Origin of the sequence: Planomonospora antibiotica (genome assembly GCF_014647955.1) — a bacterium.
GTDB classification, from domain to species: Bacteria; Actinomycetota; Actinomycetes; order Streptosporangiales; family Streptosporangiaceae; genus Planomonospora; species Planomonospora parontospora.
Genome location: NZ_BMQE01000015.1, coordinates 66,164 through 92,293, shown reverse-complemented (window position 1 = coordinate 92,293; position 26,130 = coordinate 66,164). Strand labels below are relative to the sequence as shown.

Genomic DNA, 26,130 nt, shown 5'->3' with positions numbered 1-26,130 from the left:
GCACCGGGCCGGGAGAGGTGACGAGCATGGTCTCCGAGTTGTTCGACCCGCAGGCGTGGCGGGAGGTCGAGGGCTTCGACTTCACCGACATCACCTACCACCGGGCCGTGGACCAGGGGACGGTGCGGATCGCCTTCGACCGGCCCGAGGTGCGCAACGCGTTCCGCCCGCAGACGGTGGACGAGCTCTACCGCGCCTTCGACCACGCCCGGATGAGCGCCGACGTCGGCTGCGTGCTGCTCACCGGGAACGGGCCCTCGCCGAAGGACGGCGGATGGGCGTTCTGCTCGGGCGGCGACCAGCGCATCCGCGGGCGCGACGGCTACAAGTACGCCGAGGGCGGACAGGTCGACCCGGCGCGGGCCGGCCGCCTGCACATCCTGGAGGTCCAGCGGCTGATCCGCTTCATGCCCAAGGTCGTCATCTGCGTGGTGCCGGGCTGGGCCGCCGGCGGCGGGCACAGCCTGCACGTCGTCTCGGACCTGACCCTCGCCAGCCGGGAGCACGCCCGGTTCAAGCAGACCGACGCCGACGTGGCCAGCTTCGACGGCGGGTACGGCTCGGCCTACCTGGCCCGCCAGGTAGGCCAGAAGTTCGCCCGCGAGATCTTCTTCCTCGGCGACGACTACACCGCCGAGGACGCCCACCGGATGGGCATGGTCAACGCCGTCGTGCCCCACGCGGAGCTGGAGAGCACCGCCCTGGAGTGGGCCCGGAAGGTCAACGGCAAGAGCCCGATGGCCCAGCGCATGCTGAAGTACGCTTTCAACCTGGCCGACGACGGCATGGTCGGCCAGCAGCTCTTCGCCGGCGAGGCCACCCGGCTGGCCTACATGACCGAGGAGGCGGTCGAGGGCCGCGACTCCTTCCTGGAGAAGCGCGACCCCGACTGGAGCCCCTTCCCCTGGTACTTCTGACCCCGGCCCGGTGAACCCGGCGCGTCCGGCCCCGTGAACCCGGCGCCTGCGGAACCGGCCGCTCCGGAACCTCCGGCTTCCGGACCGGCCGGCCCTCCGGAACCGACCGGCCCTCCGGAACCGGCGGCTTCCGGACCGGCCGGGCCGCGCCGTACGGCAGGCTGGGGCCGTGGCGAAGTACGAACGGCGGGTCGTGGCGGCGGCGGAGGCCGCGCTCGCGCAGCGCAAATATGTGACGGCGATCGACGTGCTGACCGGGGCGGGCTGGCTGCACGCCCGGCACGTGGACGTCTGGCGGCAGGGCCGGGCGGGGTCGCTGGAGGAGCTCGCGGCCGTGGACGGCGCGAGGATGGCCGACGCGGTGGCGGTCCTGGCCCGGTGGGCCGGGGAGCGGGGCCTCGCCCCCGGCGAGGCCCCCTACCTGTCGGCCGCCCGCGACCGCGCCGAGCTCCGGTTCACCGCCTCCGGCGACGACGGCCCGTTCCGGGTCCACTGGGTCTCACCGGACATGAGCCAGGCCCGGCGCAGGCAGCTCGCCGAGCGGCAGGCCAAGGCGCCCGACCTGACGGTGGTCGAGGCGACGAGGGCGTGGGAGTGCGCCGACTGCCGCGGCACCGGGCCGTACCTGATCATGGAGAACGCCGAGCCCCACTGCCTGACCTGCGCGGATCTGGACCACCTGGTCCTCCTCCCGGCGGGGGACGCCGCGCTCAGCCGCCGGGCCAAGAAGGAGAGCGGGCTGGCCGCCGTCGTGGTCCGCTTCAACGCCCGGCGCAAGCGGTACGAGCGACTCGGCGTCCTCGTCGAGGAGGCCGCGCTGGCGCGGGCCGAGGAGCAGTGCCTGGCCGACGAGGAGGTACGGCTCCGCCGCCGCGAGCGCGACCGCGAGCGCCGGACGGACGAGGACCTGCGCTTCCAGGCCGGGATGGCCGAGGAGATCGTCCGGCTGTTCCCCGGCTGCCCGCAGGAGCGGGCCGCGGAGATCGCCCGGCACGCGGCGGAGCGGGGCAGCGGCCGGGTGGGGCGCACGGCCGCCGCCAAGGTCCTCGACGCGAACGCCGTCACGCTGGCCGTGGTCGCCTCGGTGCGGCACCTCGACACGGACTACGACCGGCTGCTGATGGCGGGGGTGCCGCGCGCCGAGGCCCGCGACCGGATCCGGGCGGACATCGACCGGGTGCTCGCCGGATGGCGGGAAAACGTCGGACCCGGCGTCCACAATGGCGGGCATGGAGAAATGGCGTGAGGTCCGCGAGACGCTGCGCGAGTTCGCCCTCCGGTTCCCGGAGGCCTACGAGGACCACCCCTGGGGTGAGACCGTCGTCAAGGTCAACAAGAAGATCTTCCTCTTCCTCGGCGTGGAGGAGCCGACCGACAAGTGGAGCCCGAGCGCCGGGGTGAAGCTGCCCGAGTCGCACGGCCACGCCCTGGCCCTCGACGGCGTCCGCCCCTCGGGTTACGGACTCGGCAGGTCCGGGTGGGTGACGGTCCCGCTGACGGGGACGCTTCCCGAGACCGAGGTGCTGCTCGACTGGGTCGAGGAGAGCTACCGCGCCGTGGCCCCCAAGAAGCTCGTCGCCGCGCTCGACGCCCAGGACGCCTGACCCCCGCAGCCGGGCCCCGGGACGCCTGACCCCCGCAGCCTGGGCCCGGCTCCGGCGGGCGGCTCAGAGGGCGCCGGGCGGGCGGGATTCGAGGATGCGGGCGAGCAGGCCGGTCAGGTGCTCGCGCTCGACGGCGCCCAGGGGCGCGAACCACTCCCGCTCCCTGCGGGTCTGCTCGGCGAAGGCCGCGCGGACGGCCGTCTCGCCCTCGGCGGTCAGCGCGACCACCACCGCGCGCCCGTCCTCCGGCAGCGGGCGGCGTGCCACCAGCCCGTCCCGTTCCAGGGTGTTGACCGCGTTGGTCACCGCCGAGCGGGACATGGCCGAGATCTCGGCGAGCCGGGCGGGCCGGGTGGGCCCGAGCAGCCACAGCTTGAACATCAGCCGGAAGCCGGGGAGCGTCCAGCCGCGCGGGCGGTGGATCCGGGTCTCCAGGTCGTTGACGAGCAGATAGGCCAGCTGAAGCAGGTTGTAGGCCAGCCCGAACGCCTCGGCGTCGGCCGGCGGCGGCATGGCGGCCAGGCGCTCGCGCGCGTAGGCGGCGTACCGCAGGTCCGCCGGGACGCCCGGGGGACCCGCCCACAGGTCGTCCGGCAGGCCCTCGCCGCCCCGGAAGCCCGCACCGGGGTCCGCCCGGGCCTCCTGCCAGCTTTCGCCCTCGCCCTCGCCCGGAGGATCCTCGTCGAGGCCCGCCCGCCGATCCCCGTCGTCACCGGTTCCGTCCACCGGCCAAGTCTTGCGCAACGGGCCACCCGGCGTGAATATTGTTATGGCCATAACAATCTGTCGTCGCAGCGGCGGCGTCCCCGGAGGAGCCCGTGCGCATCGTCATCGCCGGAGCCGGCATCGGCGGACTGGCCACCGCGCTCAGCCTGCACGCGGCCGGTTTCGAGGACGTGACCGTCCACGAGGCCGTGCCCGAGATCCGGCCGCTGGGCGTGGGCATCAACCTCCTGCCGCACGCCGTGCGGGAGCTGACCGAGCTCGGCCTCGGCGACCGGCTCGCGGAGATCGGTGTCGCCACCGCCGAGCTGGCCTACTTCAACCGGTACGGCACGGCGATCTGGTCCGAGCCCCGGGGCCTGGCCGCCGGCTACGCCTGGCCGCAGTACTCCGTGCACCGCGGACGCCTGCAACTGCTCCTGCTGGAGGCGGTCGCCGAGCGGCTGGGGCCGCGGGCCGTACGGACCGGCAGCAGGATCACCGGCCTCGGCGGCGAGGACCTGCTGATCGGCGCGGACGGCATCCACTCGGCGGTCCGCGCCCACCTGTTCCCCGGAGAGGGCCCGCCCCCGTGGAACGGCCTGGTGCTGTGGCGCGGCACCACGTACGGCGAGCCGTTCCTGACCGGTCGATCCATGATCATGGCCGGGGACGGCGCCCAGAAGTTCGTCGCCTACCCGATCGAGACCGGCGGGCGCACGCTGATCAACTGGATCGCCGAGCGGCCGCTGGACGGCGATGCCCCGGACCGGGGCAACTGGAACCACCCGGCGGACCCGGCCGAGATCGGCCGGCACTTCGCGGACTGGCGCTTCGACTGGCTGGACGTGCCGGGCGTCATCGCCGGGGCCGAGGCCGCCTACGAGTACCCGATGGTCGACCGCGACCCGCTGCCCCGCTGGACCTTCGACGGCGTCACGCTGCTGGGCGACGCCGCCCACGCGATGTACCCGATCGGTTCCAACGGCGCCTCGCAGGCGATCATCGACGCCCGGGTGCTGGCGCACTCGCTGGCCCGCGGGGACCTGGCCGCCTACGAGGCGCTGCGCCGCCCCGCCACGACCGCCCTGCAGCTGTCCAACCGCGAGATGGGCCCCGAGGTCGTCATGAAGCTCGCCCACGAGCGCGCGCCCGGCGGGTTCGACGACATCGAGCAGGTCATCCCGTACGCGGAGCGCGCCGAGATCGCCGCCGCCTACAAGCGCACCGCCGGTTTCGACCCGGCCTCGCTCAACGAACGCCCTTCCTGGAATGTCACCCGGTGAACCACCGAGCCGCCGGGCCGCCGCACCCCCGGTCCGCCGGACCACCGCCCGCAAGCCCCCTCCGATGCCCCGGACCACCGCCCGTAAGCCCCTGGAGCGCCGCCCGTGAACCTCGAACCGCTCGCCGCGTTCCACGTGGAACTCGACCCGATCCTCGATCTCGGCGACTCGCAGTGGGGCCGCCGCCGGGTGATCAACATCGTCGGCGGGTCGTTCGACGGTCCCCGCCTGTCGGGGACCGTGCTGCCCGGTGGGGCCGACTGGCAGGTCGTGCACGCCGACGGCACGGCCAGCATCGACACCCGCTACACGCTGCGCACCCACGACGGCGCGCACCTGTACATCTCCACCAGCGGCGTGCGGCACGGTCCGCCGGAGGTCCTCGGCCGCCTGGCCCGGGGCGAGGAGGTGGATCCGTCGGCGTACTACTTCCGGCTGTTCTGCCGCTTCGAGACGGGTGACGAGCGCTATCTGTGGCTCAACCGCACGCTGGCCGTGGCCTCCGGTGCCCGCGCCCCCGGCGCCGTCCGCTACGACGCCTATGCCCTGACCTGACGGCGGCCCGGCGGCCCGTCCTCACCCGGCCCGTCCCCGGCGGCGGCCCGTCCCCACCCCGTCCCCACCCCGTCCCCACCCCGTCCCCACCTCGGCCGGCGGCCCACGTCTCCGCGAGATCCCCGCCCCGCTCCCTGCCCCCGCCTCCGCCCCTGCCCCTGCCCCTGCCCCTGCACCGAGGAGCCTCATGCCGAAGCTCGACCGCACCCCGCTGGCGATCACCACCGAACACGACGTGCCCATGCCGATGCGCGACGGCACCGTCCTGCGCGGCGACGTCCACCGGCCGGCCGGCGGCGGGCCGTTCCCCACGCTGCTGGTCCGCACGCCGTACGGCGAGGGCACGTTCCGGTCGGTGCCGGTGCGGTCAGCGCTGCAGGCCGGGTTCGCGGTGGTGCTGCAGCACTGCCGGGGGCGCGGGAGCAGCGACGGCGAGTTCCGGCCCTGGCTGGACGAGGGCGCCGACGGCCACGACACGATCGTTTGGATCACCGCGCAGCCGTGGTCGGACGGCGAGGTCGTGATGAGCGGCATGTCCTACCTGGCCGGATGCGCGCTGCAGGCCGCCGCGACGCGCCCGCCGGGGCTGAAGGCCGTGGTCGCCGCGGTGACGCCGCACGACTTCCATGACGGGCTGAAGTACCACGGCGGGGCGTTCGCGCTGGGCTCCGCCCTGGGCTGGGGCGCGATGCAGGCGATGCTCGGGCTGGTGCACGCCATGGAGGCGGGCGAGGACGTCGGCGCCGGGTTCGGCGCGCTCCTGCCGGTCCTGGGCGACCAGGCCGCCGCGGCCCGCACCCTCCCGGTGGGCGACGTCCCGGGCATCCCGTGGTGGCGGGACTGGACCGGTCACCCGGAGCGCGACGCCTACTGGCAGGACCTGGCCGAGACCCTGCGGCACGACCGGATCGAGGTGCCGGTCATGCACGTGGCGGGCTGGTTCGACCTGTTCCTGGCCGGGACGCTGGAGAACCACCGCCGCCTGGGCGGGCCATTGATCATCGGTCCCTGGTCCCACACGGCGCTGGGCGCGACCGGCACCGGCCGGCTGGACTTCGGCTTCTCCGCCTCCGCGCAGGCGATCCGGCTGGAGCAGCGGCAGCTGGCCTTCCTGCGGGGCGAGGACACCGGCCCCGCCGTGAAGATCTTCGTGATGGGCGACGACGTGTGGCGGGACGAGGAGGCCTGGCCTCTGGCCCGCGCCGTCGAGACCCGCTACCACTTCCACTCCGACGGGCTGCTGTCCACCGCTCCTCCCGCCACCGCGGAACCGGCCGTGTTCACCTTCGACCCGCGCGACCCGGTCCCCACGGTCGGCGGCCCGCTCCTGTTGCCCGACACCACCAACGTCGGCCCGCAGGACCAGCGCGACGTGGAGCTCCGCCCGGACGTGCTCTGCTACACCACCGAGGTCCTGGCCGCCGACGTCGAGGTGACCGGCCCGGTCACGGTGACCCTGCACGGTGAGACCTCGGCGGCCGCCACCGACTGGACGGCCAAGCTGGTGGACGTCCACCCCGACGGGCGGGCGATGAGCGTGATCGACGGCATCGTCCGCACCGCCGAACCCGCCGGGACGTTCACCATCGACCTGGTCGCCACCAGCCAGGTCTTCAAGGCCGGCCACCGCATCCGGGTGGAGGTCTCCAGCTCCAACTTCCCCCGCTTCGACCGCAATCCCGGAACCGGCCGCCCGGCCGCCGAGGCCACCGAGGCCGATCTGGTCCTCCAGCACCAGAAGGTCTTCCCGGACTCCTGCATCACCCTCCCGATCGTTCCCCGGTAGGAACCCGCCCGCCTCGGCTGACGGGATCCCGTCGGCCGAGGCGTCCGCACCGCCCGGCTACCGGGTCCGGCCGGGTGAACCGGTGGGCGGCCGGGTCGCGACGACCACGGTGGCGTCCAGTTCCTCGCAGACGGCCACCTCCGGCACCAGCCCCTCCCGGGTGACGATCCCGACGGCCGACGGAACCTGCCGCCCGCTCGTCTCGAACAGCAGGCGGCCGCCCGGCGCCAGCCACCGCGGCGCCCCGGCGGCCACCCGCCGCAGGACGGCGAGCCCGTCCGCGCCGCCGTCCAGCGCCACCCGCGCCTCGTGGAGCCGGGCCTCCGGAGGCAGGAGCGTGATCTCACCGGTGGGCACGTAGGGCACGTTGGCGAGCAGGACGTCGACACGGCCTCGCAACGCGGCGGGCAGCGGCTCGTAGAGGTCGCCCCGGTACACCCGGCCGCCCAGGGCGGCGAGGTTGCGGCGGGCGCAGGCCACCGCGGCGGGATCGATGTCGGCGGCGTGCAGTTCCAGCCCGCCGGGGGTGCCGTCCGGAGGGTCCTCCGGAGCCCTGCCGGCGGCCCTCTCCGGAGGCGCGGCCAGGGCGGCGGCCAGCGCCGCGCCCAGCGCCCCCGAACCGCAGCACAGGTCGACGACGACGGATCCCGGACGGGCGAAGGCGGCGGCTCGGCGGACGAGGAACTCGGTGCGGCGGCGGGGCACGAAGACCCCGGGATCCACGGCCACCCTCAGGCCGCAGAACTCCGCCCAGCCCAGGACGTGCTCGAGGGGGAGCCCGGCGACCCGCCGCTCCACCATGGCGGTGAGCTCGCCGGGCGTCCGCGCCGCGGCGGCGAGCAGCTCGGCCTCGTCCTCGGCGAAGACGCAACCGGCGGCCCGGAGCCTGGCGACGACGGCGGACGGGACCTCGACGCCGGACAGGCCGACAGGCGGGACCTCTACGCCGGACAGGCCGACAGGCGGGACCTCTACGCCGGACGGGACGACAGGCGGGGCCGCGGCGGGTGGCGGGGGAACGGATCGGATGTGCGGTGACGGCTGAACCGGCATGAGAGCCCTTCGGAATTCCGATGGGTGCTCTCTCGGTCACCTAGGCCGGGTGGACCGCGCGGCCGCGGGAGGAGAGCACCCGGCCTGATCTGGCGTTGATGGGTCTCACCTCCTCCGGTGCGTCCACTGCTGGGAACGGCAACGCTACCCAGCCGGACCCCGCCGCGCAAACATGTCGGCGCCGGCCGTCGTCAGGGCTGCTGCACGGCCAGGCGGATCGCGAAGCCGACCAGCAGCAGACCGGTGACCCGCTCGACCCTGGCGCGGACCCGGGGGGCGCGCAGCAGCGCGCCGATCCGGTCCACCACCACGTTGTAGAAGCCGAACCAGAGCAGGTACAGCCCGGCGAAGATCGCCGAGAGCAGGAGGGCCCGGCCCAGCGTGTTGCCGTGGGCCGGCAGGAACTGGGGCAGGAAGGTCACGAAGAAGAGAGCGACCTTGGGGTTGAGCACGTTCGACAGGAAGCCGTTGCGGACGTGCCGGAAGGGCGGGCCCCCGTCGGCCGGGACCTCCGTGACGACGGCGGTGGCGGCGGCCGTACGGCGGCTGGAGCGCAGCGCCTGGACACCCAGCCAGAGCAGGTAGACCACGCCCGCGACCTTCAGCACGGTGAAGGCGGTGGCCGAGGCCAGCAGCAGGGCCGAGAGCCCGATCGCGGCGGAGGTGGCGTGGACGGCGAGCCCGAACAGGCCGCCGGTCATGGTCAGCAGGCCGGCGGTACGGCCGAAGGCGAGGGCGTTGCGCGTGATCAGGGCCTGGTCCGGCCCGGGAATCATGATCATCACGAGCGCCGTGACCGCGAAGGTCGTCAACATGGAACGGGGGTCTCCCTGGACATGTGGTGAAAAGTGCCTTGTGGGCGCGCTCATCCTATTTATCCAGGGAGACCCGGGGACCACCGGGCGGTGGCGAACCGGTCGCGGGCACGCGGCGGACCGGCGACCAGGCCCGGCGACAGACCGAACTCCCGGGACCGGAGAACCGGGACCGGGATCAGGTGACGGCGAGCCGCCGCCGGTACCGCTCGTCGCGCCAGTGCTCCTTCTCCAGCACCTCCGCCAGGGTGACCGCCGCATCGTGGACGTCCACGTGGCGGATGTACAGCGGGGCGAAGCCGAACCGGAGGATGTCCGGGGCGCGGAAGTCCCCGTGCACGCCCCGGTCGATCAGCGCGCGCATGACCGGGTAGCCCTCCGGATGGGTGAAGCTCACCTGGCTGCCCCGGCGTTCCGGGTCGCGCGAGGTGGCCAGCCCGAGCCCGTACGGCGCGCACAGCTCCTCGACCAGGTCGATGAAGAGGGAGGTGAGCGCCACGCTCTTGGCCCGCACCTCGGCCAGGTCCGCCCGCTCCCAGACGTCCAGCGAGGCGTTGAGCGAGGCGAAGGAGAGCACGTGCGGGGTGCTCACGGCGAAGCGCCGCACCCCCTCGGCCGGGCGGTAGCCGGGTTCGAACGCGAACGGCGCGGCGTGGCCGTGCCAGCCGGTCAGGATGTGCTCGGCGTCGGCCTGGTGGCGCGGGTGCACGTAGACGAACGCCGGGGAGCCGGGGCCGCCGTTGAGGTACTTGTAGGTGCAGCCGACCGCGAAGTCGGCCGGGGACACGTCCACCTGGTAGGCGCCCGCGCTGTGGCACAGGTCCCAGACCATCAGCGCGCCGGCCGCCTGGACCCGCGCCGTCACCTCGGCGGTGTCGTGCCGGTTCCCGGTCCGGTAGTCGACCTCCGACAGCAGCACGCACGCCACGTCCCCTCCGGCGAGCGCCTCGTCGAGGCCCTCCGTGCCGCGCACGTCGCGGATCTCGTAGCCGCCCAGCGCCCCCGCGAGCCCCTGGACCATGTAGCGGTCGGTCGGGAAGTTGTCCAGGTCCGAGACGATCACCCGGCGCCCCGGGCGCAGGCGCAGCGCGGCCGAGACGGCCTTGACGATCGCGATGGAGGTGGTGTCGCCCACCACGACCTGCCCGGGGCCCGCCCCGATCAGGGGGGCCAGCCGGTCACCGGTGGAGATCGGCAGGTCGAACCAGCCGTCGGCGTTCCAGGCGCCGACCAGGCGGCCGCCCCACTCCTCCTCCACGACCCGGGTGACCGCCGCCGCGGCGCGCTTCGGCGGGGCGCCGAGCGAGTTGCCGACCAGGTAGACCGTCCCGTCGGGCAGGACGAACTCGTCCCTGAGGTGCCGGAGGGGATCGGCGGCGTCGAGGGCGGCGCAGTCCGCGCGGCTGATGGCCATGAATCATCTCCCGGTTGGGTCCTTACCAGTCCTCCCATCATCCAGTACGGGAACCCGTGCGGCCACCGGACGGCGCCGCTCCCCCCTCGGCTCCGATCAGGGCCGCCGCGCGCTCCGCCGTACCCCGGGCCCAGGGGCCCGTGGTGGCGGCGCCGAGGACGAGCACGGCGGCTCCGCAGCCGGTGATGATCCACCAGGCCGTACGGGCGGCCCCGGTGAAACCGGCTCCCGCGGCGACGGCCGCACCGCCCACCCCGGCGGCGATCACGGAGCCGACGACCGCGACGCCCAGGACCTGGCCGACCTGGCGGCTGGTGGAGGCGATCCCCGCCGCCACCCCGGCCTGCGCGACCGGCATGCCGGAGACGGCCGTGTTCGTGACGGGGGCGTTGAGCAGGCCCATGCCGACGCCGAACAGGACGAAGGAGGCGAGCAGCAGCGCGTCGGGGGAACCGGGGGACCCCGTGCCGCCCACCGCCGACAGCCCGCCGCCCAGCGTCATCGCCGTCCCCGCCGCCAGCAGTGGCGGGCGCGGCCCGCGGGCGGCCACCAGCCGCCCCGAGAGCGGGGCCAGCAGGAGCATCATGGCCGCCATCGGCAGCAGGTACAGCCCGGCGTGCAGGGCGGTCATGCCCCGCACGTCCTGTAGGTACAGGGTGTTGACGAACAGGAAGCCGCCGAGCGCGGCGAACCCGCACACCGCGATGGCCGCCGCCCCGGCGAACGGCGCGCTCCGGAAGAACCGCGGGTCGATCAGCGGATCGTCCCGGCGCCGCTCGTAGGCCGGGAGCACCGCCAGCGCGCAGAGCGCCACCGCGAGGCAGGCGACGATCACCGGTGAGGTCCAGCCCAGGACCGGGGCCTCGATGATGCCGAACGTGAGCGGCCCGAGCACCAGGATCACCAGGAGCTGCCCGACGGGGTCGGTCCGGCGCGCCCGGGCGGCCCTGGACTCCGGGACGAACAACACGGTGAGGACCAGGGCCGCCAGCCCCACCGGCAGGTTGATCAGGAAGACCAGCCGCCAGCCGGCCGTCTCCACGAGCAGGCCGCCGACCAGCGGCCCGGCGGCCATGCTGATGCCGATCACGCCGCCCCAGAAGCCGATCGCGCGGGCCCGCTCCCGGGGGTCGGTGAAGGTGTTGGTGATGATCGACATCGCCACCGGGTTGAGCATCGACCCGCCGACCGCCTGCACCGTGCGGAAGGCCACCAGCCACCCCAGGCTCGGCGCGAGGCTGCACAGCACCGAGCCGGCGGTGAACAGCACGAGCCCGGCCTGGAAGACCCGGCGCCGGCCGATCCGGTCGGCGGTGGAGCCGGAGAGCATCAGCAGCGAGGCCAGCACCAGCACGTAGGCGTCGATCGTCCACTGCAGGCCGGAGACCGACGCGTCGAACTCCCGGCGGATGGCCGGCAGGGCGACGTTGAGGATGGTGGTGTCCAGGCTCACCAGCAGCAGGCTCATGCAGCAGATCGCCAGCACGCCCATGCGCCGCCGGTGGGTGGGCTCGGCCATCGGGGCACTCCGGGAGGTCGTCGGTGGAGCGCGGTTCGCGCGAGATGAATCCTCACATTTACCCGCGCCCCAGGCGTATCACCCGGTGACGGGGAACGGATGCCGGGGACGACCCTTCCGCTGTCCTAGGCTGGTCGTCAGCAGAACGAAGATCCAGGAGGGCTCCGTGGAAGCTCGGACCGAGACGGTCACCGTCGCCGACGGCTCGTTCGACCTGCACCTGTGGCTCCCGGTGAGCGGCGGCGGCCCGGCCGTCCTGCTGGTCCAGGAGATCTTCGGGGTCGGGCCGTACATCCGCAGGGTCGCCGAGGACCTGGCCGCGCTCGGCTACGTCGTCGGGGCGCCCGACCTGTTCTGGCGGATCGAGCCGCACTGGGAGGCCGAGCACACCGAGGCCGGGACGATGGCCTCCATGGAGGTGGCCTCCCGCCTCGACTTCACGCACGCCGTCTCCGACGCGGCCATGGCCTTGGCGCACCTGCGGGCGCTGCCGGAGTCCACCGGCCGCAGCGGGGCGCTCGGGTTCTGCCTGGGCGGTTCGATCGCCTACGTCCTGGCCGCCTCGGTGGAGATGGACGCGCTGCTCTCGTTCTACGGCTCCGGCGTGCCGGACGCGGTCGGCCTGGTGGAGAAGATCGGCTGCCCGGCGCTGCTCGTCTTCGGCGGCTCCGACCCCTACATCCCGCGCGACCAGGTCGCCAAGGTGGAGAAGGCCGCCGCCGGGCGCCCGAACATCGAGATGTACGTCGCGGAGGAGGCCGGTCACGCCTTCCACAACCACGCGGCGCCGCAGTTCCACCACCCCGAGGCCGCCCGGGCCGCCTGGGCGCACGCGACGGCCTTCCTCCGGAGCCACCTTCCCCTGACCTGACGGACCGCACGGCGAGGTGGCCGCCCTGGCATCATCGTCCTGTGGAGCAGGCATGGCGCACATGGGGAGATGTCGTCATCACGGCCGTTTCGGCCGTCCCGATGGCCGTCCTCGCCGCGTTCCTGCTGGCCCGCCGCCGCGGGCGCGCCGGGCATCCCGCCCCCTGGCGTACGGCCGCCGCCGACGTGGGCGCCCTGGCCGGGACCGTTCCGTGGATCTGGATGATCCTGACCCCCGGGACCGCGCAGGGGGTGAACCTCGTCCCGCTGGTCGACCTGGCCGGGCAGGTCGGGCACATGTCACCGGGAGCGGCGTTCGTACAGGTCGGGGGGAACCTCCTGGTCTTCGCCGCGCTCGGCGCGCTGCTCCCGGTCCGCTCGGCGCGGCTGGCGTCGCTCCCCGCGGTCGCCGGCGTGGCCGCCGCCGCCTCGGCCGCCGTGGAGGTCCTCCAGTACGGCCTGCGTCTCGGCCGGGTCAGCTCCGTGGACGACGTGCTCCTCAACACCGCGGGAGCCGTACTCGCCGCGCTCGTCACCCGCCGGTGGTGGGCACGGCGATAGCGGTCAGGACCGTTCCATGGAAACGGACCAAGAAAACCCCCGTGGATCACCACACGGGCACGATCCACTCAAAAGAATCCCGGTACCAACCTCTGTATCTGTGCGATCGTGGACAAGGCGGGGCAAGTTCTCTGGAGACGCCAAACCCGGTTGGTGACAGAGGGTGATCAAACGTGCAGCAGTCCCCGGTACCTCCCGAGACCCCGATCTATCGGCGCATCGCCGACGGGCTCCGCGAAGCGATCCTGTCCGGCGAGCTCCGTGACGGGGACCGGCTTCCGGGCGAGAACGCCCTCATGGCGCAGCACGGCATCGCCCGTGCGACCGCCAGGCAGGCGCTGTCGGTGCTCATCAACGAAGGACTGGCCGTGCCCAAGCGCGGTTCGGGGGTCTACGTCCGGCGCTTCCGGCCCATCAGGCGGCACGGTTCCCGGCGGCTCTCCCGTGAGCACTGGGGCCAGGGGCAGGCCATCTGGGAGTCCGACACCAGGGGCCGGCCGTACACCGTGGACGAGGTGCAGCTCGACAGGGAGACCGCCGAGGAGGACGTCGCCCGCGTGCTGGGCGGGCCCGAGGTCTGGGTGCGGCGGCGGCGCTACTCGGTGGACGGGCGGCCGGTCCAGCTCTCGGTCTCCTACTTCCCCGCCGGTCTGGTGGAGGGCACCGCGATCGTCCAGGAGGACACCGGCCCCGGCGGCGTCTACGCGCGCCTGGGCGACCTCGGGCACGCCCCGGCCCACTTCACCGAGGAGGTGCGGGCCCGGATGCCGCACCCGCACGAGACCGTCCAGCTGGACCTCCCGGCGGGCACCCCGGTCATCGCGATCATGCGGACCGCCTACACCTCGGCCGGCGTGCCCGTCGAGGTCAACGAGATGGTCCTGGACTCCGCCTCATATGTACTCCAGTACGACTTCGACGCATAGATCAAGGCCGCCCGTCAACCGGTAGGTTGACCTGACCCTTGCGATCATTGATTTCTCTAGAGAGGTGTCGCACCGTCGGAGGTGGAACGTCACAGCGGTCCTGGGCGCGGGGAAGGTGCATGGATGTCTTTCGACCGGCATCTGGCGGAGATGGCCCGGGAGTTTCCCGACTGGACGATCTGGCGGAGCGACGCGGGTCGGTGGTGGGCCACCCGCCACCACCCGCTGAGCTCCGCCCAGCGCGAGGCGGGCTGTGCGATGACCGTCGACGCGGACGACGCCGAAGGACTGCGCCGGCGCCTGCGCGACCAGGAGGAACGTTCCGGCGGGACGCTCCGCTGAACCGCCGTCGAAGAGCCGCCCGGTGCCGCGGTCGGCGGAGCGCTCGCGGCTCCGGCGCCGGGCTCCAGGAACGCGGAAGCCCCCGACCCTATCGGGGGCGGGGGCTTCCGCCCGGACCGCCCGAACCGCCCGGACCGCCCGAACCACCGGGACCGCTCGAACCACCGGGACCGCTCGAACCACCGGGACCGCTCGGACCGTTCCGCATCCACGGGCGGGAGGCGCCCTCCCGCCGACGCACTCGTCAGCGGGAGACACCCTCACTTTCGGGTGGCCAGCTCCCCGTCGCCGCCGCGCGCCGGGCCCAGGCCGAGGACGGTGTCGTCGGAGACCACGACGCGGCGCCCCTCGGCGGGGCCCTGCTCGTCCTCGTCCTCGTCCTCGACGATCACCCGGACGGCCTCGACGTCGATCTCGGGATCGGCGCCGGAACCGGTCTCCGGGCCGGGTTCGGCGCCGCTCCCGGGACCGGTGCCGGGAGCCTCGTCCCCATGCCCGTGCCGTGACGGGGCGCCGGAGGCGACGAGCACGCCGGGAGCCGGCAGGGGCTGCGCGGCGGCCGCCGGAGGGGGAACCGCCGCCTCGTCGATGAGCGGCCCGGCGCTGTTCTCCCGGTGGAGCAGGTCGCCGAGGACCGTGCCCATCTCGTTGAGGCGGCGCATGACCTCGCGGTGCGTGTCGGTGAGGTAGGCGACCCGGCGGCCCGTGCTCTCGTCCAGGACCGCGGCGCGCTGCTGGGCGGAGCTCAGTGTGGAGTGGGCCTCGGCGTTGGCCGAGGAGACCGTCGACTCCGCCTCGCTCCTGGCCCGGGTCAGGGTCTCCTCCGCCTCCGCGCGGGCGCCCTCCAGCGTGCGCTCGGCCTCGTGGCGGGCGGAGCCGATCATGCGCTCCGCCTCGCTGCGGGCGCGGGTCAGGGTCTCCTCCGCCTCCGCCCGTGCCGCGCCCAGCGTCTCCTCGGCGTCGCCGCCCGCCTGGGCGAGCAGCTGCTCGGCGGTGGCGGTGGCCTCGGCGACCCGGCGCTCGGCCTCCTGCTGCGCGGCGGTGAGGATGCCCTCGGCCCGCTCGCGGGCGGAGCCGACCAGCCGCTCGGCCTCGGCCGCGGCCTCGTCGCGGAGGCGGTTCGCCTCGGCGTCGGCGACCTCGCGCTTGGCCGCCGCCTCCTCCTCGCCCAGCTTCAGGATCTGGCTGAGCCGCTGCCCGAGCTCGTCGTAGTCCTGGGGCGCGTCGGAGAGCCTGCGCCGGGCGTCGGCCAGCTCCAGCCTGCTCTGCTCCGCCTGGTCGATCGCCCGCGCGACCCGCTCCTCCAGATCGCGGATCTGGTTGCGCGTCCGGATCATGTAGTCGTGCACCTGGCGACGGCTGTAACCACGCATGACGACCTCGAACGAGTCCTCATGCATCAGGTCGGGAAAGCTCTCGTGCTGGTTCGTCATGGCGCTACCCGTGGAGGTCGTGGGGCGGAAAAGGAGAAGTCAGAGACGACTCTGCTGCCAACCATCCGCAATCGCAACCGGAACGGGGACATGCTTGCGAAATATCGGACAGCGCGCCCCTCGTACCATCGTCCCCATGAACCGCGTTCCTCACCTCGTCCCTCACCTCGCGGCCCTCGACGGGGACGCCGCCCCGCAGATCCACCCGGACGCCTACGTCGCCCCCGGCGCGGTGGTCGTCGGCCGGGTACGGCTCGGCCGCGCGGCCAGCGTCTGGTACGGCTCCGTCCTGCGCGGGGACGACGAGGCCGTCGAGGTCGGCGAGGAGTGCAACGTCCAGGACCTGTGCTGCCTGCACGCCGACCCGGGCGAGCCGACCGTGCTGGAGCCGCGGGTGAGCCTCGGCCACAAGGCCATGGTCCACGGCGCGTACGTCGAGACCGGGGCGCTCGTCGGGATCGGCGCGATCGTGCTGGGCGGCGCGCGGATCGGCGCGGGCTCGCTGGTGGCGGCGGGCGCCCTCGTCGGCCCCGGCAAGAAGATCCCCGCCGGCGTCCTGGTGGCGGGCGTCCCGGGCAGGATCGTCCGGGAGCTCACCGACGACGACCGCGCCTCCTTCGCCCGCACCCCCGACAACTACATGGCCAAGGCCGCCCGTCACCGCGCCGCCACCGTCCTGCCGGTGCACCCGGACGGCCGGTGACGCGGTCGGTAGCATGACGCCGTGCGGCAGTGGGACGGTTTCGACGCCATCGAGGGCGACGTGCGCACCATGGTCACCGACCCCCGGTGGCCGGCGCTCCCGTTCGCCGCGCGCGCCCAGGCGGTCGCGCTGCGCACGCTGGCCACACCGGACGACGGCCTGTGGCGGTTCGGCGCGCACGCGCGGTGGTACCGGCAGGACCCGGTGGACGGCCGCTGGCACCTGTCGCACCCGCCCGCCGACCCGCTGATGCGGTCCGGGGCCCGGGTCGTCCAGATCGCCTCGGCGGTCCCGCCGCAGCTGGTCCCGTCCGGCCCGGACTTCACCGCCGACCGGGGGTCGGTGCAGGGCTTCGTCGGCCCGGACGTGCCGTTCGAGATCACCGAGCGGGTCCGCGACCTGCTCGCCGCCCAGCGGGGCAGGCGCCCGGAGGACTTCCCGCTGCACGGCCCGTTCGCCGGGCTGTTCGCGGCCGAGGTCGCCAGCCCGGTGGCCGCGGTCTGGGGCACGCTCATGTGGTGCGCCTACGCCCCGGCCTTCGACGGCAACGAGGTGCTGCTCTCGATGTTCGGGGAGTTCCTGGCCCGCCCGCTCCCCGGCGACGAGTGGGTCCGCTGGCTGCCGCCCGCCTCGCTCGGCGACCTGGTCGCCCTGTACGGCGAGCGCGTCCGGGCGGGCCATCCCGAGGCGGGCCGCCGGCTGGTGGCGCTGATGGCCGCCACCGCCGAGGCCGTCCGGACCGACCCCCGCTTCCGCCCCCGGGCCTCCGCGCTGCCGGCGATGGTCGCCCCGGTCCTGCACCGGACCGGTCAGGACGCCGCCGCGGCCCACCACGGCGACGACGCGGTACGGCACGCGTGGCTGTCGCGCTGCCCGTCCCACGTGACGCTGTCGGAGTCGTCGCCCGGCGACCACTTCCAGCACGCCGTCTACGACCTGGTGCGGGCCCTGGGCTTCATCGCCCGCAAGGGGGCCGACCCCCGGGCGGTGGCGGCCTCGCTGCTCGCCGCGGACCTGTCGGCCCACGCGCCCCGGGCCGCCGACCGGCTCTACCCGTGGCTGGATCCCGAGCTCCGCCACATCCTGCACGTCGTGCTCACCGACCCGGCGCACCCGCTGCGGGGCTGCTGGCCGCGCGCGGGCGGCGTCCCGGACTTCCCGTCGGCCTCCGCGCTGCCCTCGGCGCTGCACCCGCCGGACCGCGCCTCGGCCGCGGCGCTGCTGGGCTCGGCCTACGCCACCGGGCTCGCCTGGTGCCGGCTGTCGGGGACCGAGGTGCCGGAGCGGGGGTTCGCGACGGCCGCGGCGGTGGTGCACCGGCTGACGCACGAGCGGGACGATCCGCTCCCCGGTGTTTCAGGGCCGCATCCACATCTGCGCCACTTCTGACGCATCTCGGTGGATTTAAACTACTAATCCGGTTATTTCACCCTTACTTCCCCTATACCCTTCTCGCCCCCACTATGCCCCACAATTAGCTGAATCGTGATCTCGCAATCGGGAAATGATCCTTCGGGGTACGGACCGGTACCGGAGGGAATGGCCCCGATGGGCCATGGGCACGAAAGACCGCCCGCCGTACCCTCGGAGTGGGTGTGGGCTGCGGAAGGAAGGACGACGCGGTGGGGCACGACGACCTGGACCTCAGGGTCCACGACCGTGTCGCGTTGGACGAGATCGCGCTCTATGCCGAGGTGCTTACCGCCGTCGCTGACAGCGAACGGCCTCTCACCTTGGCCGAGCTCGACAACGCGCTCGGATTGAGCGCTTCGGCGATCTGCTGAAGCCACGGCAGGACACGGTGAACCCGTCCGATCCGGTCCCGGACCCCCTCCGCAGGGGGTCCGGGACGTGGTCCGAAAGGACGGTGCGATGACTAGTCAGGAGCGCACCAGCCGGGCGATCGCCGCGGAGGCCTCCTTGACCTTCTCCTCCGCCTCCGGGCCCCCCGTGCCGATGGCCTCCGCGACGCAGTGGCCGATGTGGTCCTCCAGCAGCCCCAGCGCCACGGCCTGCAGCGCCCGGGTCGCGGCCGAGACCTGCGTCAGCACGTCGATGCAGTAGGAGTCCTCCTCGACCATCCGCTGCAGACCCCTGATCTGTCCCTCGATGCGCCGCAACCGGGTGAGATAGGCCTGCTTGTCTCCGCTGTACCCATGCATGACCCAACGGTACCCGGGTCAGGAGCAGCCGGAGGTCTCGGCGATCAGTTTCTCCCACCGCTCGGCCACGACGGGCGCCCCGTGGGCGGCCGCGGCGTCGAGCGCGCCCGCGGCGAGCTCCCGGCGCCTGCGCTCGTCGTCGATGAGCCCGAGCAGCGCCGCGGCGTACGCCTCGATCTCGCCCTCGCCCTCGCGGACCAGGACCCCGCTCCGCCCGTCCGCCACGAACTCCCCCGGTCCCCGCGCGCTGTCGAAGCCGATCACCGGGACCCCGCTGGCCATCGCCTCGATCACGGTCATCCCGAGCACCTCGGCCCGGGACGTCACCGCCACGATCGACGCCTTGGCGAACTCTCCCCCGAGGTCGGGGGTGGTGCCCATGAAGTAGACGTGGTTGTGCAGGTCCAGCTCGGCCACCAGGGCCCGCAGCCGCCGCTCCTCGGGGCCCCCGCCGTACAGCCTCAGCCGCCAGTCGGGGCGCCTGCCCGCGATGAGGGCGAACGCGCGGATCAACCGGTCGTACGCCTTGACCGGCACCAGGCGTCCGCCGGCGGCGACGATGCGGTTGTCCATCCGGGAGCGCGGCCAGGGCCCCGCGGGCAGCGCGTCCGGGATCATCCGGACCGCCGTGCCCCCACCGCCCCCGCCGCCTCCCCCCGTGTCTCCGGCTCCGCCGCCCAGCAGGCGGTCCCACTCGTCGCGGCCGGTCTCGGTGGCGGCGACGACCGCGTCCAGGCGCGGGTAGAACCTCCTGATCGGGCCAGGCACCGGTGGGCGGCCCCACTCCCGGGCGATCCGCACGATCTCGCGCGGGGCGTGCCGGGCCGCCTGCACGCCCAGTCCCGGCCGGGTGGTGATCAGCACGTCCGTCCGGAGCCCGCGCAGCCGCCGCCACAGGGCCACCTCGGTGCGCATCTGCCCGGCCGGGAGCAGGTGGCGCACCCCGGGCCTGGCGTCGACCAGCCAGGAGAGCCGCACCTTGGACCCGACCGGGAAGAAGGGCCGGTCCTTGTGGCGACGGACGCTGACGATCTCCACGTCGTGGCGCTCCGCCAGCTCGCCCGCGAGGTTGACGACGGAGCGGACGTCGCCGCGCATGCCGTACACCGAGGGGACGAGCAGGCAGATCCTCACCCACCCACCTCGATCCTCAACTCGTCGTCGGCGGTGTAGCAGGGCCTGATCGGCACCCCGTCGATCCGGGCGGCCGGGTAGTGCAGACGGCGGCGCTTGCCGTCCACGTCGTCGAGGCGCGAGCCCAGGCGGAGCGGGCCGGGCAGGCCGTCGACCTCCAGCACGGGCTCCCAGACGCCCGGCCGCTCGGGCGCGGCGTCGACCACGTCGCACAGGGAGAGCGCGGCGTGGAAGCGCACGCCCTGGACCGTGGCGGCGACGGAGAGCTCGGCCTCGGGCTCGCCGCGGCGCAGCGCCAGCCGCGCCTCGTGCCGGGACTCGTCGTCGTCGAGCCCGGTGAAGGCCAGCAGCCCGGTGACCTCGAAGCGGCCTTCCCGGAACCAGACCGCACGGACCTCGGCGAGCGGCTCCACCTTGTCGATCTTCAGGGCGAGGAAGCCGCCCTGGGTCCGGTAGGCCCGGTAGGCCAGCGAGCGGCGGCTCAGCGCGTAGGTGTCGAGGTGGTCGAGGGAGAATCCGGGGTCGACGCTGCGCAGCCGCGCTCGGGGGCCGTCCTGGGCGAGGTAGGCGTCCCAGCGGCCGGGGGCGAGCGTCAGCGGGGCGAGGGAGACGGCGAGGGTCGCGTCCCGCGCCTTCGTGGCCGAGGCGCCCAGCGGGACCCGGCGCTCGGTGGTGGTGGCCCGGTGGCGCAGGACCAGCTCGGCGCCCTCGGCGAGGGGTTCGTCGATCGCCAGGCGGAGGGAGAGCACGTCGGCCAGGGTGACTTCGGCATCCGTGACGACGGCACGCACCGCCGGCCCCCTCCCCGTCGAATGAGCTACGCGACGTTGAGGTTACCGTGATTTTCCCGTTATGTGGACAGCCCTAGACGGAGAAGTTTCGGACCGACTGTCCTTTTCAAAGAGGCATTACAACGAGTCAGGCGCGGCCCGCAAAAAAGCGGACCGCGCCCGACCCGTGAGCGGAAAAACGATCAGGATGCCTCGACCGGCTCGCCCTTGACGGACTTGATCAGCAACTGCGAGACGTCCACGACCTCCAGCGTCTCCTTGGCCTCACCGGAGTTCTTCTTCTCGTTGATCGAGTCGCCCAGCATGACGAGGCAGAAGGGGCACGCGGTGGAGATGGTGTCCGGGTCGGTGGTCAGCGCCTCGTCCACGCGCTCGGTGTTGATGCGCTTGCCGAGCCGCTCCTCCATCCACATCCGCGCGCCGCCGGCGCCGCAGCAGAAGCCGCGGTCCTTGTGGCGGTGCATCTCCTGCGTCTTGACGCCGGGCACCTTGGCCATGATGTCGCGCGGCTGGGAGTAGACCTTGTTGTGGCGGCCGAGGAAGCACGGGTCGTGGTAGGTGATCTTCTCCTCGATCGGGGTGACCGGGACCAGCTTGCCCTCGTCGACCAGCTTGGCCAGCAGCTGGGTGTGGTGCACGACCTCGTAGGTCCCGCCCAGCTGGGGATACTCGTTGGCCAGGGTGTTGAAGCAGTGCGGGCAGGTGGCCACGATCTTCTTGACGCCCGCCTCGTTCAGCGTCTCGATGTTCTGCTGGGCCAGCATGTTGAAGAGGAACTCCATGCCCAGGCGGCGGGCCGGGTCACCGGTGCAGGCCTCCATCGGGCCGAGCACCGCGAACTTCACGCCCGCGATGTGCAGCAGCTCGGCGACCGCCTTGGTGGTCTTCTTGGCCCGGTCCTCCAGCGCGCCGGCGCACCCCACCCAGAACAGGTACTCGGTGTCCTCGGGCATCTTCTCGTCGATGAGCTGGACCTCGAAGTCGAGCTCCTCGATCCAGTCCGCCCGCTTCATCTCGGACATGCCCCACGGGTTGCCCTTGTTCTCCAGGTTCTTGACCATGACGCCGGCCTCGGACGGGAAGTTCGACTCCACCATCACCTGGTAGCGGCGCATGTCGAGGATGTGGTCGATGTGCTCGATGTCCACCGGGCACTGCTCGACGCAGGCGCCGCAGTTGGTGCAGGACCACAGCACGTCCGGGTGGATGACGCCGTCCTCGCCGACCAGCGGCTTCTCCAGCAGCGCCAGCACGTCCTGGCCCTGGTGCGCCCGCTGCTCCTCGCTCATCATCAGGTACGGCGCGACCGCGAAGGCGTGGTCGCGCTGGTCCAGGATGAGCATCTTCGGGGAGAGCGGCTTGTCGGTGTTCCACGCCGGGCACTGGGACTGGCAGCGGCCGCACTCGGTGCAGGTGTAGAAGTCGAGGAAGCCCTTCCAGGTGGTGTCCTCGATCTTGCCGCGGCCGAGCCGGTCGCCGTCGAGGTCCTCGTCCTCGAAGTCGACGACCTTGCCGTCGATGCGCATCTCCGGGGCCGCGCCCATGGCGTCGGGCCGGCGGGAGAACATCACGTTCAGCGGCGCGGTGAAGATGTGCAGGTGCTTGGAGTTCACCACGATGACCAGGAACACCAGCATGAAGCCGATGTGCAGCAGCAGCGCGATCTCCTCCAGCAGGTGGCTGGCGGGCAGGATCGAGGCGACCGCCTCGGAGGCGAACGCGCCCGAGGCGTAGGGGAAGTTCCCGGTGTTCACCGCGGCGGCGCGGGCGAGGAAGAGCGTCCAGATGATGTTGAAGATCATGAACAGGACGAGCCAGGCGCCGCCCAGGTGTGAGCCGGAGAATCGCGAGCCGCGGCCGAGCTTCTTCGGGGAGTTCTTGATCCGGATGACCGCGAAGGCGACCAGGCCGAGGAGGCAGGCCACCGCGATGAAGTCCTGCAGGAAGCCGAGGACCGGCCAGGTGCCGATGATCGGGATGTGGAAGTTCGCCCGCCCCGTGATCGCACCCTGGATGATCGCGCCGTACGCCTCGATGTAGACGGTCAGCAGGATGAAGAAGGCCCACATGACGAAGAAGTGCGCGACGCCCGACGGCGTCCACTTCAGCAGCTTCTTCTGCCCGAGGACCTCGACCAGCTGGGCCTTGACCTCCGCGCCGACGTTGTTCCTGGCGTATTCGATCCGCTCGGGCGCGGGCGGCCCGACGACGGCGAGCTTGTACAGGAACAGGACGCGGCGCGCGGCGAGCGCGAGCGCGGCGACTGTCATGACGAGCCCGATGATGGCTACCCAGAGCACGGGTCCTCCCACAGACGGCGTTGGCTGCCAGCGAATGACCGCCGGTCATCCACAGTGACCACAGGTCGCCCCGAATCCTACCCATGGGTAACTTCCACCCGGAATGGGAAACGCGGTGAACGTGGTCACCATATGGTCAATTCCCATTCTAGAACAATGCTCTATACTCCTGCGGGCACCCCCCGGTCAGCGGGACCCGTCCAGGTAACGCTGGACCGCCGGGGCCAGCAGGGCCACCAGCTCCTCGATGCCGGCCGAGGCCAGCGGCTCGAGTTCGAGCACGTACCGGGCCAGCACCACGCCGAACAGCTGCGCGAACGCGGCCTCCATCCGGATCGGCGGGATGTCCAGCGCCTCGGCGACCCGCAGCAGCAGGGCGTGCGTCATGAACTCCCGGATCATCCCGGCGGCCTTCTCGTTGGTCATCGCCGTGCGCACCAGCGCCAGCAGCGGCTGGCGCGCCTCCGCGTCCGAGGTCACCGTGAGGATGAAGCGGACCAGCCGCTCGCCCATCTCCTCGCGCGGCCCGGTGAGGACCTGCGGGATCACCTCGTCCGGGACGATGGGCAGCTCCATGGCCGCGACGAACACGCCCTCCTTGCTGGTGAAGTAGTGGTGGACCAGCGCCGGGTCCACCCCCGCCGCACGGGCGATGCCACGGACCGTGGCCTTGTCGAACCCCTTCTCCGCGAACGTCCTGCGCGCCGCCGCGAGGATCTCCCCCCGCGTGTCCGCCGACCCGGGCCGGCGCCCCGGCCGGCGCCCCGGGCGCTGCCCGTCCGTCACCGTCACGCGTTGGCCGAGGCCGCGAGGTGCAGCCGGGCGAAGGCGAGCGCCTCGGCGAGGTCGTCGACGCGCTCGGTACGGCTGGCCGCCTTGCGCGTGTTGACCTCCAGCACCACCAGGCCGCCGAAGCCGTTCGCCGCCAGCCGCTCCAGGATCGGCGCGCACGGCTGGTTGCCCCGCCCGGGGACCAGGTGCTCGTCCTTGTTGGGGATGCCGACCCCGTCGGCCAGGTGCAGGTGGGCCAGCCGGTCGCCGAGCTTGGTGAACATCTCCCAGGCGTCGGAGCCCGACACCGCCGTGTGCGACAGGTCCAGGGTGACCTGCGGGAAGTCATAGTCGACGGGGTTCCAGTCCGGGGAGTACGGCACGACCTTGTTGCCGCGCGCCTTCAGCGGGAACATGTTCTCCACCGCGAAGACCACGTCGGTCTCCTCGCGCATCCGGGCCAGGCCGACCTCGAAGTCGCGCGCGTAGTCGCGCTGCCAGCGGAACGGCGGGTGCACCACGACCGTCCGCGCCCCCACCCGCTCCGCGGCCCGCTGGGCGCGCTTGAGCTTGGCCCACGGGTCCTTGCCCCACACCCGCTGGGTGACCAGCAGGCAGGGCGCGTGGATCGCGAGGATGGGCAGCTGGTAGTGGTCCGACAGCCGCTCCAGGACGTCGATGTCCTGGCTCACGGGGTCGGCGCCCACCATGATCTCCACGCCGTCGTATCCCAGGCGCGCGGCCAACTCGAAGGCGTCCGGTGTGCGCTCCGGATACACCGACGCCGTGGACAGCGCGATCTTGGCGCTGGGCACTCGGATGACGCTCATCGGAGCCTTCTCGCCTTCGGGGTCGGAGTCCATGTCGTCCATGTCGCGCGGACGCCGCGACGCCGGTCGCCCCGCTCGTCCACAATGCCAGACTAAGCGCGCCCGGGGCAGAATGGCGTCCAGCCACCCCTGTGCGGCCCGGATCACACCGATCGATCACCCGGATACGGTGTGGGGATGCCGCGGTTCGTCAAGGGGGCCATCCCCAGCCCCAACATCTGGAACACCCCGCACGTCTACGAGCTGGAGAACCGCGCGGTCGACCCCGAGGGCCGGGCCGGGACCGCGATGGCCGCCGTCCGCCCGCTCGCCGGAGCGACCGTCCTCGACGTCGGCTGCGGCACCGGCTACCACCTCCCTGCGCTGTCCGCCGAAGCCGCCCGCGTCATCGGCGTCGAACCGCACGCCGACCTCGTCGAGCTCGCCCGGCGGCGCTGCCGGGCCCTGCCCGGCGTGGAGGTCCGCACGGGCACCGCGCAGGCCCTGCCGCTCCCGGACGCCTCGGTGGACGTCGCCGTCGCCCGCTGGGCCTACTTCTTCGGCCCCGGCTGCGAGCCCGGCCTGGCCGAGCTCACCCGGGTGCTGCGGCGCGGCGGCACCGCCTTCGTGGTCGACGTCGACGCCTCCCGCGGCGACTTCGGCCGCTGGTTCCGCCGGTCGATCCCGTCCTACTCGCCGCAGGCCGTGGCGGACTTCTGGGTCCGCCAGGACTGGCAGGCGCAGCCCCTCGACCTGCGCATGGCCTTCGAGCGCCGGGCCGACCTCGAGGCCGTCCTGCGCATCGAGTTCACCCCCGAGGTCGCCGCGCAGGCCGCCGCCGAGACCCCCGGCCTGGAGATCGCCTACCCCAACGTGCTGCGCTGGAAGCACTTCTGACCGGACGCCGACCGGCCCAGCCCGCTCCGACCCGTCCCGCCCCGGCCTGACCGGCCCTGATCCGCCCTGATCCGCCCTGATCCGCCCTGATCCGGCCAGGCCGGGGCCCGCCGGACCGCGGGCGCGCGTCTCCGTCACGCCGCCCGCACGAGGTTCCACCGGCGCACCAGCGGCGTGACCGCCCCCGTCAGCAGCAGGACGAGCAGCGGTGCCGCCACCACCCCCAGCAGGAACCCGGCCGCGACGTCGTGCGGGTAGTGCACGCCGACGAACACCCGGGAGAAGGCCATCAGCACCGCCAGCGGCAGCACGAGGGCGGCCAGCCCGCGCCAGGCGAGGACCAGCGTGCCCGCCGCCGCCGCCGCGATCACCGCGTGGTTGCTCGGGAACGACCAGTCCCCCGTCTCGGGGCAGGCCGCGATGGTCGCCGCCAGCCCCCGGCACGGCCGCTCCTCCCGGACGAGCACCTTGACGATCTCGCTGAGCAGGTAGACGGCCACCACCGCCACCGGGCCCAGCAGGACCAGCGCCATGTCCCGCGGGTCCCTCCCCCGCGCCCGCCACCAGGCCAGGACGAACAGCAGCGCGAAGACGAGCAGCCCCGCGTCCGTGCCCGTCTCGGCGAGGGCGTGCACCCACGCCGGGGTGCCCTGGGCGAACTCGACGATGTCGCGGTACACGGCCGTCCTCCTGAGGGGATGGTGAACACGGGGTGAACGAACGATCTTAGGCGGCTCTCCGGCGCCCGCGCGCCCGCGCGCCTGCTCCGCCGCGGAACAG

27 protein-coding genes are annotated in these 26,130 nt (G+C 73.2%); 14 read left to right on the top strand and 13 right to left on the bottom strand.

The window, feature by feature from the left end; all coding sequences use genetic code 11:
- The first annotated feature begins 26 nt into the window (after nucleotides 1–26).
- The 3 genes from IEZ06_RS16220 to IEZ06_RS16210 all read left to right on the top strand — a co-directional run bounded on the left by IEZ06_RS16220 (nucleotide 27) and on the right by IEZ06_RS16210 (nucleotide 2,521).
- On the top strand, nucleotides 27–917 hold the full coding sequence (locus tag IEZ06_RS16220; RefSeq protein WP_189237521.1) for a 1,4-dihydroxy-2-naphthoyl-CoA synthase: 891 nt from the start codon (nucleotides 27–29) through the stop codon (nucleotides 915–917).
- A gap of 169 nt (nucleotides 918–1,086) precedes the next feature.
- Nucleotides 1,087–2,163: a DUF2293 domain-containing protein gene (locus IEZ06_RS16215; RefSeq protein ID WP_229798223.1), complete on the top strand. Its 1,077-nt coding sequence runs from the start codon at nucleotides 1,087–1,089 to the stop codon at nucleotides 2,161–2,163.
- Entirely contained in the window at nucleotides 2,147–2,521 is a 375-nt protein-coding gene (locus IEZ06_RS16210; RefSeq protein WP_203872120.1) for an MmcQ/YjbR family DNA-binding protein, read from the top strand. The genes IEZ06_RS16215 and IEZ06_RS16210 overlap by 17 nt, the downstream gene beginning before the upstream one ends.
- A 63-nt stretch (nucleotides 2,522–2,584) precedes the next feature.
- Here the strand turns inward: IEZ06_RS16210 and IEZ06_RS16205 are convergent, their stop codons facing one another.
- Complete coding sequence (locus IEZ06_RS16205) at nucleotides 2,585–3,247, bottom strand: MarR family winged helix-turn-helix transcriptional regulator (protein WP_229798220.1); 663 nt, start codon at nucleotides 3,245–3,247, stop codon at nucleotides 2,585–2,587.
- A 92-nt stretch (nucleotides 3,248–3,339) separates the two neighbouring features.
- On the opposite strand from IEZ06_RS16205, the gene IEZ06_RS16200 reads away from it, so the two are divergent.
- The 3 genes from IEZ06_RS16200 to IEZ06_RS16190 all read left to right on the top strand — a co-directional run bounded on the left by IEZ06_RS16200 (nucleotide 3,340) and on the right by IEZ06_RS16190 (nucleotide 6,850).
- Nucleotides 3,340–4,509, top strand: coding sequence for a flavin-dependent oxidoreductase (locus IEZ06_RS16200; protein ID WP_189237519.1), 1,170 nt, complete (start codon nucleotides 3,340–3,342; stop codon nucleotides 4,507–4,509).
- Between the two features lie 105 nt (nucleotides 4,510–4,614).
- On the top strand, nucleotides 4,615–5,064 hold the full coding sequence (locus tag IEZ06_RS16195) for a DUF3237 domain-containing protein (protein WP_189237518.1): 450 nt from the start codon (nucleotides 4,615–4,617) through the stop codon (nucleotides 5,062–5,064).
- A 187-nt stretch (nucleotides 5,065–5,251) separates the two neighbouring features.
- Complete coding sequence (locus IEZ06_RS16190) at nucleotides 5,252–6,850, top strand: CocE/NonD family hydrolase (protein WP_189237517.1); 1,599 nt, start codon at nucleotides 5,252–5,254, stop codon at nucleotides 6,848–6,850.
- 57 nt (nucleotides 6,851–6,907) lie between these two features.
- Here the strand turns inward: IEZ06_RS16190 and IEZ06_RS16185 are convergent, their stop codons facing one another.
- The 4 genes from IEZ06_RS16185 to IEZ06_RS16170 form a co-directional block, all read right to left on the bottom strand.
- Complete coding sequence (locus IEZ06_RS16185; protein WP_189237516.1) at nucleotides 6,908–7,903, bottom strand: putative protein N(5)-glutamine methyltransferase; 996 nt, start codon at nucleotides 7,901–7,903, stop codon at nucleotides 6,908–6,910.
- 191 nt (nucleotides 7,904–8,094) lie between these two features.
- Nucleotides 8,095–8,718, bottom strand: coding sequence for a LysE family translocator (locus IEZ06_RS16180; RefSeq protein WP_189237515.1), 624 nt, complete (start codon nucleotides 8,716–8,718; stop codon nucleotides 8,095–8,097).
- Between the two features lie 178 nt (nucleotides 8,719–8,896).
- Nucleotides 8,897–10,132, bottom strand: a complete 1,236-nt coding sequence (kynU, locus tag IEZ06_RS16175; protein ID WP_189237514.1) for a kynureninase — start codon at nucleotides 10,130–10,132, stop codon at nucleotides 8,897–8,899.
- A gap of 37 nt (nucleotides 10,133–10,169) precedes the next feature.
- The gene (locus IEZ06_RS16170; protein ID WP_189237513.1) at nucleotides 10,170–11,651 is read right to left on the bottom strand and encodes a DHA2 family efflux MFS transporter permease subunit; all 1,482 of its coding nucleotides are present in this window, start codon (nucleotides 11,649–11,651) and stop codon (nucleotides 10,170–10,172) included.
- Nucleotides 11,652–11,817: 166 nt separating this feature from the next.
- Here IEZ06_RS16170 and IEZ06_RS16165 point away from each other — a divergent pair, with 166 nt between their 5' ends.
- From IEZ06_RS16165 to IEZ06_RS16150, 4 genes are all read left to right on the top strand, one after another.
- A complete protein-coding gene (locus IEZ06_RS16165; RefSeq protein ID WP_203872119.1) occupies nucleotides 11,818–12,522 on the top strand; it encodes a dienelactone hydrolase family protein in 705 nt (234 codons plus the stop codon).
- Between the two features lie 41 nt (nucleotides 12,523–12,563).
- Nucleotides 12,564–13,082, top strand: coding sequence for a VanZ family protein (locus tag IEZ06_RS16160; RefSeq protein WP_203872118.1), 519 nt, complete (start codon nucleotides 12,564–12,566; stop codon nucleotides 13,080–13,082).
- Nucleotides 13,083–13,255: 173 nt separating this feature from the next.
- Entirely contained in the window at nucleotides 13,256–14,008 is a 753-nt protein-coding gene (locus tag IEZ06_RS16155) for a GntR family transcriptional regulator (RefSeq protein WP_189237512.1), read from the top strand.
- 123 nt (nucleotides 14,009–14,131) lie between these two features.
- Nucleotides 14,132–14,350, top strand: coding sequence for a hypothetical protein (locus tag IEZ06_RS16150; protein ID WP_189237511.1), 219 nt, complete (start codon nucleotides 14,132–14,134; stop codon nucleotides 14,348–14,350).
- A 260-nt stretch (nucleotides 14,351–14,610) separates the two neighbouring features.
- Here the strand turns inward: IEZ06_RS16150 and IEZ06_RS16145 are convergent, their stop codons facing one another.
- The gene (locus tag IEZ06_RS16145; RefSeq protein WP_189237510.1) at nucleotides 14,611–15,783 is read right to left on the bottom strand and encodes a DivIVA domain-containing protein; all 1,173 of its coding nucleotides are present in this window, start codon (nucleotides 15,781–15,783) and stop codon (nucleotides 14,611–14,613) included.
- A 136-nt stretch (nucleotides 15,784–15,919) separates the two neighbouring features.
- Here IEZ06_RS16145 and IEZ06_RS16140 point away from each other — a divergent pair, with 136 nt between their 5' ends.
- The 3 genes from IEZ06_RS16140 (at nucleotide 15,920) to IEZ06_RS16130 (ending at nucleotide 18,270) form a co-directional block, all read left to right on the top strand.
- The gene (locus IEZ06_RS16140; RefSeq protein WP_189237509.1) at nucleotides 15,920–16,486 is read left to right on the top strand and encodes a gamma carbonic anhydrase family protein; all 567 of its coding nucleotides are present in this window, start codon (nucleotides 15,920–15,922) and stop codon (nucleotides 16,484–16,486) included.
- A gap of 21 nt (nucleotides 16,487–16,507) precedes the next feature.
- On the top strand, nucleotides 16,508–17,875 hold the full coding sequence (locus tag IEZ06_RS16135) for a hypothetical protein (RefSeq protein WP_229798217.1): 1,368 nt from the start codon (nucleotides 16,508–16,510) through the stop codon (nucleotides 17,873–17,875).
- Nucleotides 17,876–18,108: 233 nt separating this feature from the next.
- A complete protein-coding gene (locus IEZ06_RS16130; RefSeq protein WP_189237508.1) occupies nucleotides 18,109–18,270 on the top strand; it encodes a hypothetical protein in 162 nt (53 codons plus the stop codon).
- Between the two features lie 96 nt (nucleotides 18,271–18,366).
- Here IEZ06_RS16130 and IEZ06_RS16125 read toward each other — a convergent pair whose 3' ends face one another.
- The 6 genes from IEZ06_RS16125 to IEZ06_RS16100 form a co-directional block, all read right to left on the bottom strand.
- On the bottom strand, nucleotides 18,367–18,648 hold the full coding sequence (locus IEZ06_RS16125) for a metal-sensitive transcriptional regulator (RefSeq protein WP_189237507.1): 282 nt from the start codon (nucleotides 18,646–18,648) through the stop codon (nucleotides 18,367–18,369).
- An 18-nt stretch (nucleotides 18,649–18,666) separates the two neighbouring features.
- Nucleotides 18,667–19,782, bottom strand: a complete 1,116-nt coding sequence (locus IEZ06_RS16120; RefSeq protein WP_189237506.1) for a glycosyltransferase — start codon at nucleotides 19,780–19,782, stop codon at nucleotides 18,667–18,669.
- The gene (locus IEZ06_RS16115; protein ID WP_189237505.1) at nucleotides 19,779–20,573 is read right to left on the bottom strand and encodes a hypothetical protein; all 795 of its coding nucleotides are present in this window, start codon (nucleotides 20,571–20,573) and stop codon (nucleotides 19,779–19,781) included. The genes IEZ06_RS16120 and IEZ06_RS16115 overlap by 4 nt, the downstream gene beginning before the upstream one ends.
- Nucleotides 20,574–20,755: 182 nt before the next feature.
- The gene (locus tag IEZ06_RS16110) at nucleotides 20,756–22,873 is read right to left on the bottom strand and encodes a (Fe-S)-binding protein (RefSeq protein ID WP_189237504.1); all 2,118 of its coding nucleotides are present in this window, start codon (nucleotides 22,871–22,873) and stop codon (nucleotides 20,756–20,758) included.
- Nucleotides 22,874–23,059: 186 nt separating this feature from the next.
- Complete coding sequence (locus IEZ06_RS16105) at nucleotides 23,060–23,659, bottom strand: TetR/AcrR family transcriptional regulator (RefSeq protein ID WP_189237503.1); 600 nt, start codon at nucleotides 23,657–23,659, stop codon at nucleotides 23,060–23,062.
- A gap of 2 nt (nucleotides 23,660–23,661) precedes the next feature.
- A complete protein-coding gene (locus IEZ06_RS16100; protein WP_189237502.1) occupies nucleotides 23,662–24,474 on the bottom strand; it encodes a sugar phosphate isomerase/epimerase family protein in 813 nt (270 codons plus the stop codon).
- A gap of 177 nt (nucleotides 24,475–24,651) precedes the next feature.
- On the opposite strand from IEZ06_RS16100, the gene IEZ06_RS16095 reads away from it, so the two are divergent.
- Nucleotides 24,652–25,350, top strand: a complete 699-nt coding sequence (locus IEZ06_RS16095; RefSeq protein ID WP_189237501.1) for a class I SAM-dependent methyltransferase — start codon at nucleotides 24,652–24,654, stop codon at nucleotides 25,348–25,350.
- 134 nt (nucleotides 25,351–25,484) lie between these two features.
- Here IEZ06_RS16095 and IEZ06_RS16090 read toward each other — a convergent pair whose 3' ends face one another.
- Entirely contained in the window at nucleotides 25,485–26,030 is a 546-nt protein-coding gene (locus tag IEZ06_RS16090; RefSeq protein WP_189237500.1) for a phosphatase PAP2 family protein, read from the bottom strand.
- Between the last annotated feature and the right edge of the window lie 100 nt (nucleotides 26,031–26,130).

Excerpts from the sequence above, each read along its gene's own strand:
- IEZ06_RS16220 (WP_189237521.1), top strand. The coding sequence starts at position 27 with ATGGTCTCCGAGTTGTTCGACCCGCAGGCGTGGCGGGAGGTCGAGGGC.
- IEZ06_RS16210 (WP_203872120.1), top strand. The coding sequence starts at position 2,147 with ATGGAGAAATGGCGTGAGGTCCGCGAGACGCTGCGCGAGTTCGCCCTC.
- IEZ06_RS16190 (WP_189237517.1), top strand. The coding sequence starts at position 5,252 with ATGCCGAAGCTCGACCGCACCCCGCTGGCGATCACCACCGAACACGAC.
- IEZ06_RS16185 (WP_189237516.1), bottom strand. The coding sequence starts at position 7,903 with ATGCCGGTTCAGCCGTCACCGCACATCCGATCCGTTCCCCCGCCACCC.
- IEZ06_RS16180 (WP_189237515.1), bottom strand. The coding sequence starts at position 8,718 with ATGTTGACGACCTTCGCGGTCACGGCGCTCGTGATGATCATGATTCCC.
- kynU (WP_189237514.1), bottom strand. The coding sequence starts at position 10,132 with ATGGCCATCAGCCGCGCGGACTGCGCCGCCCTCGACGCCGCCGATCCC.
- IEZ06_RS16170 (WP_189237513.1), bottom strand. The coding sequence starts at position 11,651 with ATGGCCGAGCCCACCCACCGGCGGCGCATGGGCGTGCTGGCGATCTGC.
- IEZ06_RS16150 (WP_189237511.1), top strand. The coding sequence starts at position 14,132 with ATGTCTTTCGACCGGCATCTGGCGGAGATGGCCCGGGAGTTTCCCGAC.
- IEZ06_RS16145 (WP_189237510.1), bottom strand. The coding sequence starts at position 15,783 with ATGACGAACCAGCACGAGAGCTTTCCCGACCTGATGCATGAGGACTCG.
- IEZ06_RS16140 (WP_189237509.1), top strand. The coding sequence starts at position 15,920 with ATGAACCGCGTTCCTCACCTCGTCCCTCACCTCGCGGCCCTCGACGGG.
- IEZ06_RS16125 (WP_189237507.1), bottom strand. The coding sequence starts at position 18,648 with ATGCATGGGTACAGCGGAGACAAGCAGGCCTATCTCACCCGGTTGCGG.
- IEZ06_RS16100 (WP_189237502.1), bottom strand. The coding sequence starts at position 24,474 with ATGAGCGTCATCCGAGTGCCCAGCGCCAAGATCGCGCTGTCCACGGCG.
- IEZ06_RS16095 (WP_189237501.1), top strand. The coding sequence starts at position 24,652 with ATGCCGCGGTTCGTCAAGGGGGCCATCCCCAGCCCCAACATCTGGAAC.